At 71.2% G+C, this 6,127-nt stretch carries 5 protein-coding genes, 1 tRNA gene and 1 pseudogene; 3 read left to right on the top strand and 4 right to left on the bottom strand.

Annotation, left to right across the window (positions count from 1 at the left end):
• Nucleotides 1–74: 74 nt before the first annotated feature.
• Together BGO22_RS18820 and hrcA are read right to left on the bottom strand one after the other, a co-directional pair.
• Nucleotides 75–151: transfer RNA gene (locus BGO22_RS18820), tRNA-Ile, on the bottom strand.
• A gap of 32 nt (nt 152–183) precedes the next feature.
• A complete protein-coding gene (hrcA, locus tag BGO22_RS18815; RefSeq protein WP_070397438.1) occupies nt 184–1,203 on the bottom strand; it encodes a heat-inducible transcriptional repressor HrcA in 1,020 nt (339 codons plus the stop codon).
• A gap of 89 nt (nt 1,204–1,292) precedes the next feature.
• On the opposite strand from hrcA, the gene BGO22_RS18810 reads away from it, so the two are divergent.
• Genes BGO22_RS18810 through rapZ form a run of 3 tightly spaced genes read left to right on the top strand, consistent with a single transcriptional unit; the run spans nt 1,293 to nt 4,765 of the window.
• Nucleotides 1,293–2,210, top strand: a complete 918-nt coding sequence (locus tag BGO22_RS18810) for an NAD kinase (RefSeq protein ID WP_070397437.1) — start codon at nt 1,293–1,295, stop codon at nt 2,208–2,210.
• 27 nt (nt 2,211–2,237) lie between these two features.
• The gene (gene recN / locus BGO22_RS18805; protein WP_070397436.1) at nt 2,238–3,881 is read left to right on the top strand and encodes a DNA repair protein RecN; all 1,644 of its coding nucleotides are present in this window, start codon (nt 2,238–2,240) and stop codon (nt 3,879–3,881) included.
• Nucleotides 3,881–4,765 carry an RNase adapter RapZ gene (gene rapZ, locus BGO22_RS18800; RefSeq protein ID WP_070397435.1) on the top strand — a complete coding sequence of 295 codons (885 nt, stop codon included), beginning with the start codon at nt 3,881–3,883 and terminating at the stop codon, nt 4,763–4,765. Before recN ends, rapZ begins: the two co-directional genes overlap by 1 nt.
• On the opposite strand, the gene mutY is transcribed toward rapZ, so the two are convergent.
• Both mutY and BGO22_RS18790 read right to left on the bottom strand, forming a co-directional pair.
• Nucleotides 4,747–5,871, bottom strand: coding sequence for an A/G-specific adenine glycosylase (gene mutY, locus BGO22_RS18795; RefSeq protein ID WP_083292815.1), 1,125 nt, complete (start codon nt 5,869–5,871; stop codon nt 4,747–4,749). The genes rapZ and mutY overlap by 19 nt on opposite strands.
• A gap of 58 nt (nt 5,872–5,929) precedes the next feature.
• Nucleotides 5,930–6,127 (bottom strand): annotated as a pseudogene (locus BGO22_RS18790) (dynamin family protein); the annotation flags it as partial.

Below are 6,127 nucleotides of genomic sequence, written 5' to 3'. Positions count from 1 at the left end.
CCCCTTGGTTCGTAGCCAAGTACTCTATCCAACTGAGCTACAGCCGCGAAGCCTCGCAGTATAGCAGGCTTTTTTGGTAGGCCGTGAAGGGCTTGAACCTTCGACCAAAGGATTATGAGTCCTCTGCTCTGACCAACTGAGCTAACGGCCCGAGCGCGGGATTGTAGGGCGCCCCCTGCGCACCTACCCCTGCTTGGCGTGGCTCAGCGCATTGCTCACCAGCTTGGCCGTCACGTCGACGATCTGGATCATGCGGTCGTAGGGCATGCGCTGCGGCCCGATCACGCCCAGGGTGCCGACGACCTGGCCGTCCACCTCGTAGGGCGCCGTCACCACCGACAGGTCTTCGTACGGCACCACCTGGCTTTCACCGCCGATGTAGATGCGCACGCCGTCGGCCTGCGTGGAGACGTCGAGCAGGCGCATGAGCTGGGTCTTCTGCTCGAACAGGTCGAACAGGCGGCGCAGGTTGCCCAGGTCGCTGCTGAACTCGCTCACCGACAGCAGGTTGCGCTCGCCGGCGACCACCACCTCGTCCTGCTGGGCCGGCTGCGCGCCGATGTCCACGGCCTGCTTCATCAGGTCGGCGATCTCGCCGCGCAGCGCGTCCAGCTCGGTGGTGAGGCGCTCGCGCACGGCCTCGATGGTGAGCCCCGCGTAGTGGGTGTTGAGGAAATTGGCCGCTTCGACCAGCTGCGACTGCGTGAAACTGGCCTGGGTCTGGATGATGCGGTTCTGCACCTCGCCGTCGGGCGAGACGATGATCACCAGCACGCGACGCTCGGACAGGCTGAGGAATTCGATGTGCCGGAACACCGAGGCCCGGCGCGGCGCCATGACCACGCCGACGAACTGCGACAGGCTGGACAGCAGGTGCGCGGCCTGGCTGATGACGCGCTGCGGCGATTCCGCGCCCGGCGCGCTGAACTCGGTGACGCGCGGCATCATTTCCTCGCGCCGCACGGTGAGCATGGTGTCCACGAAGAGCCGGTAACCGCGCGCCGTGGGAATGCGCCCCGCCGAGGTGTGCGGGCTGGCGATCAGGCCCAGCTCTTCCAGGTCGCTCATCACGTTGCGGATGGTCGCCGGCGACAGCTCCAGCCCGGCGGCCCGGGCCAGCGTGCGCGAACCCACCGGTTGCCCGTCGGCGATGTAGCGCTCCACCAGCGCCTTGAGCAGCAACTTAGCGCGATCGTCCATCATCCGAACCATTCTAAGGAAAGCCCCGGCGGCGCGCGCTGCGGTGCGGCGCAACCCACTTCGCCCACGACACCGTGTGATGTAATTTGCGCATGAATGCCCCGCTGCATCCCCGCGCCACGACACCCGCCGCGAAACGCCCCTTGCGCTTCGTCCACGTGGTCATCGTGGGCAAGTACCAGGCGCCGGGCGCCCGCCATGTGGTCGAGGAGATCGCCCAATTCCTGCACGCCCAGGGCTGCGAGGTCTCTCTGGAGCAGCAGACCGCGCAGAACACGGGGCTGACGGACTACCCCTCGCTCGATGTGCCCGGCATCGGCCGACACGCCCAGCTCGCGCTGGTCGTCGGGGGCGACGGCACCCTGCTGGGCATCGGCCGGCAGATGGCGCGCCAGGGCGTGCCGCTGGTGGGCATCAACCAGGGCCGGCTCGGCTTCATCACCGACATCGCCTTCGAGGACTACCGCGAAGCCCTGTGCCCCATCCTGCGCGGCGACTACCAAGAAGAGGCGCGCGCCCTGATGGCGGCCAGCGTTTGGCGCGACGGCCATTGCGTCTATGAGGCCACCGCGCTCAACGACGTGGTCGTCAACCGCGGCGCCGTGGCCAGCATGATCGAGTTGCGCGTGGAAGTCGACGGCCGCTTCGTGGCCAACCAGCGCGCCGACGGCCTGATCATCGCCTCGCCCACCGGCTCCACCGCCTACGCGCTGTCGGCCGGCGGGCCGCTGCTGCACCCGAGCATCGGCGGCTGGGTGATGGTGCCGATCGCGCCGCACACCCTGTCCAACCGCCCCGTGGTACTGCCCGCGCATTGCGAGATCGCCCTGGAGCTCGTCAACGGGCGCGACGCCAGCGCGAACTTCGACATGCAGACGTTCACGAGCCTGTTGCACGGCGACCGCATCGTCGTGAAGCGCTCGGAACACGCGCTGCGCCTGTTGCACCCGGTCGGCTGGAACTACTTCGACACCCTGCGCCGCAAGCTGCACTGGAACGAGGGCGCCTGACGCGGCCCGATTCACCCACTCCCTGCCATGAGCCTTCGACGCATCGTCCTGCGCGACTTCGTCATCGTCACCTCGCTGGACCTGGAACTGGCCAGCGGCTTCGGCGTGCTCACGGGCGAAACCGGCGCCGGCAAGTCCATCCTCATCGACGCGCTGCAGCTGGCGCTGGGCGCGCGCGGCGAGGCCGGCGTGGTGCGCGAAGGCGCGCCGCGCTGCGAGATCGCCGCCGAATTCGACCGGCCCGAATCCCTCCAGCCCTGGCTGGATGAGCAAGGCTTCGTCGACGATGGCGGGCTGCTGCTGCGCCGCACCATCGACACCGACGGCCGCAGCCGCGCCTGGATCAACGGCAGCCCGGCCACGCTCGCGCAACTGCGCGTGGCCGCCGACGCGCTGGTCGACATCCACGGCCAGCACGCCTGGCAGAGCCTCACGCGGGCCGAGGCCGTGCGCGAGCTGCTCGACGCCTATGCTGGCATCGACGCCACCGCCTTGAACGCGGCCTGGACCGCCTGGCGCCAGGCCGCCCTCACGCTGCGCGAGGCCCGCGAGCGGCAGGACGCCGCGCGCCAGGACAGCGAGCGCCTGGCCTGGCAGATCGCCGAGGTCGACAAGCTCGGCCCGCAGGCCGGCGAATGGGCCGAGCTGAACACGCGCCACGGTCGCCTGGCCAACGCCCAGGCCCTGATCGACGCCGCCGAAACCGCCGTGCAGGCGCTCGACGAGCAGGACGACAGCGCCACCCGCCTGCTCAGCCGCGCGGTGGCCGCGCTGCAGGCCCAGGCGCACGTGGAGCCCGCCTTCGCCCAGACCATCGAATCCCTGAACGGCGCGCTGGCCCAGGTGCAGGACGCGGTGCACGAGCTGCACCAGCACCAGCGCCACGCCGAACTCGACCCCTCCGCCCTGGCCGCGCTCGACGAGCGCCTGGGCGCCTGGCTTTCGCTCGCCCGCCGCTACCGCACCACGCCCGAGGAGCTGCCCACGCTGCACGCGCAGTGGAAGCACGAACTCCAGCGCCTCGCCGACACCCTGGACCTGGACGCGCTGGAGCGGCGCGAAGCCAGCGCGCGCGCCGCCTTCGACCAGGCCGCGCGCGCCGTGGGCCGCCAGCGCCAGAAGGCCGCGCCGCGCCTGGCCGCCGCCGTGACCGACGCCATGCAAACCCTGGGCATGCAGGGCGGCCGGTTCGAGGTGGCCTTGCAAGCGCTGGCCGAACCCCAGTCGTTCGGCCTGGAGCAGGTGGAGTTCCGCGTGGCCGGCCACGCCGGCAGCACGCCCAAGCCGGTGGCCAAGGTCGCCTCGGGCGGCGAACTCTCGCGCATCGCCCTGGCCATCTCGGTCGTCACCAGCCGCCTCGGCCAGGCGCCCACGCTGATCTTCGACGAGGTGGACGCCGGCATCGGCGGCGCCGTCGCGCACACGGTCGGCCAGATGCTGCGCCAGCTCGGCCAGGACAGGCAGGTGCTGGCCGTGACCCACCTGGCCCAGGTGGCGGCCTGCGCCGACCACCACCTGCTGGTGGCCAAGCAGCGCCAGGGCCAGCAAACCCTGAGCAGCGTGCAGGCCATCGACGCCGAGGCGCGCGTGCGCGAACTGGCGCGCATGCTCGGCGGCAACGAACGCTCTGAAATCTCGCTCGCGCACGCGCGCGAGCTTTTGTCGGCCTGATGAACACTCCCTCCCCCACCGAACTCGTCGTCATCACCGGCATGTCCGGTTCGGGCAAGTCGGTCGCGCTCACCGCCCTCGAAGACCTGGGCTTCTACTGCGTCGACAACCTGCCGCCCGAGTTGCTCGAGGCCTTCATCGACCTGGACCGCCACGACCGGGTGCGCAAGGTCGCCATCGCCATGGACGTGCGCAGCGCCCAGTCGCTGCCCGGCCTGCCGCGCCGCCTGGCCGCGCTGCGCTCGCGCGACGTCCACCTCACCACGCTGTTCCTCGACTCGACCACCGACACCCTGGTGCGCCGCTTCTCCGAAACGCGCCGCCTGCACCCGCTGTCGCTGCAGGAGACCGACGACCAGCGCCGCGCGCTGACCGACGCCATCGAATACGAGCGCGAGCTGCTGGCCGAGTTGCGCGAGCAGGCCCTGGTGCTGGACACCAGCCTCACGCGCGCGGCGCAGCTGCGCAGCCAGGTGAAGGAGTTGGTGGGCGCGACGCGCACGCCCATGACGCTGGTGTTCGAGTCCTTCGCATTCAAGCGCGGCATTCCCATGGACGCCGACTTCGTGTTCGACGTGCGCATGCTGCCCAACCCGCACTACGACCCGCTGCTCAAGCCCCTGACCGGGCGCGACGCGCCGGTGGCGCGTTTCCTTGAAGCCAGCCCCGACGTGCTGGCGATGGAGGAGCAGATCCGCACCTTCCTGCGGCATTGGCTGCCCCACATGGAACGCGACCACCGCAGCTACGTCACGGTGGCCATCGGCTGCACGGGCGGTCAGCACCGTTCGGTGTTCCTGGTGGAGCGCCTGGCCGCGCACTTCGGCCAGGACTGGGTGGCGCGCGTGCGCCACCGCGAGGCCGACTACTGGTCCAGGACCTGAGGGTCCCAGGCGCCGCCGAGCAGGCTGCGCACCGGCGCCGGCAGGCCCACCGCGGCCAAGGCCGACCGCTTCACCCACTCGCCGGCCCAGCCGGCGGGGGCCTCGTCCACCGCCACCCAATGCGGCAGCAGCTGCAGTTCGCGGTGGGTCAGCGCGTGGGCCACCGGCTCGGTGGCGGTCCAGTGCGACGGCCAGCCGGCCGGCACCGCAGCCCGCATGTCGTCTTCGCCCGCGAACACCGGGGGCGAGTGCAGGCCGGCCCAGATGCCGCGTTCGGGCCGGCGCTGCAGCCACACGGCATCACCGCGCACGGCGAACAGCAGCCACCAGCGCTCGAAGCGCCGCTGCACACGGCGCGTTTTCACGGGGTAGCGCGCGATGGCCTCGCGCTCGAAGGCCAGGCAGAGCCCGCGCGCCGGGCAAACCTCGCAGCGCGGGCGTGTGCGCGTGCACACCGTGGCGCCCAGGTCCATCAGGCCCTGGGTGTAGGCGCGCATGTCCTCAGCCGACGGCTGGGGCGGCAGCAGACCCTGGGCCAGGTCCCACAGCGCGCGCTGGCTCGCGGCCTGGCCCACGTCGCCGTCGAACGCCAGCAGGCGCGCCAGCACGCGCTTGACGTTGCCATCCACGATGGACACGCGCTCGCCGAAGCAGAACGCCGCGATGGCCGCCGCCGTGGACGCGCCGATGCCCGGCAGCGCTTCCAACCCGGCCGCCGTGGTGGGGAAGCGGCCCGCGTGGTCGGCCACCACCGCCTGCGCGCAGCGGTGCAGGTTGCGCGCGCGGCTGTAGTAGCCCAGGCCGCTCCACAGGGCCATCACCTCGTCGATGGGTGCGGCCGCGAGCGCGGCCACGTCGGGGAAGCGTTCGAGGAAACGCGGGTAGTAGGCCAGCACGGTCGACACCTGCGTCTGCTGCAGCATGATCTCGGACAGCCAGACGCGGTAGGGATCGCGCGTGCCCTGCCAGGGCAGGCCGTGCCGGCCGTCCCGGGCCTGCCAGCGGATGAGGCGCGGCGCGAAGTCCGCCGGCAGCGCCTGCACGGGATTGCCTTGCGTGCTGCGCACTGCGGTGCGAGCGCCTTCGGGCGGCCGTGCGGCGCTCATTGAGAAACCTCCGTGCTGCGCACTGCGGTGCGAGCGCCTTCGGGCGGCCGTGCGGCGCTCATGCCGCCAGGGCTTCGGCGGGTTCTTCGTCGGGCGCTGCGAGCAGGTGCGCGGTGAGTTCCTCGAACTTGGCCTCGAGCTGGTTGAGCGCCGCCTGCTGCGCCTGCAACTCGCGGATGCGCTCGTCGAGGCCACTGGCGGCCTGCTGGATGCGCGAGACCGCCTCGATGCGGCGCGTGAAGTTGCGGCGGCGCTC

Origin of the sequence: Hydrogenophaga sp. 70-12 (assembly GCF_001897365.1) — a bacterium.
Lineage (GTDB): Bacteria > Pseudomonadota > Gammaproteobacteria > Burkholderiales > Burkholderiaceae_C > Hydrogenophaga > Hydrogenophaga borbori.
The sequence above is the reverse complement of the archived record's forward strand: the minus strand, read 5'-3'. Positions and strand labels throughout refer to the sequence as shown.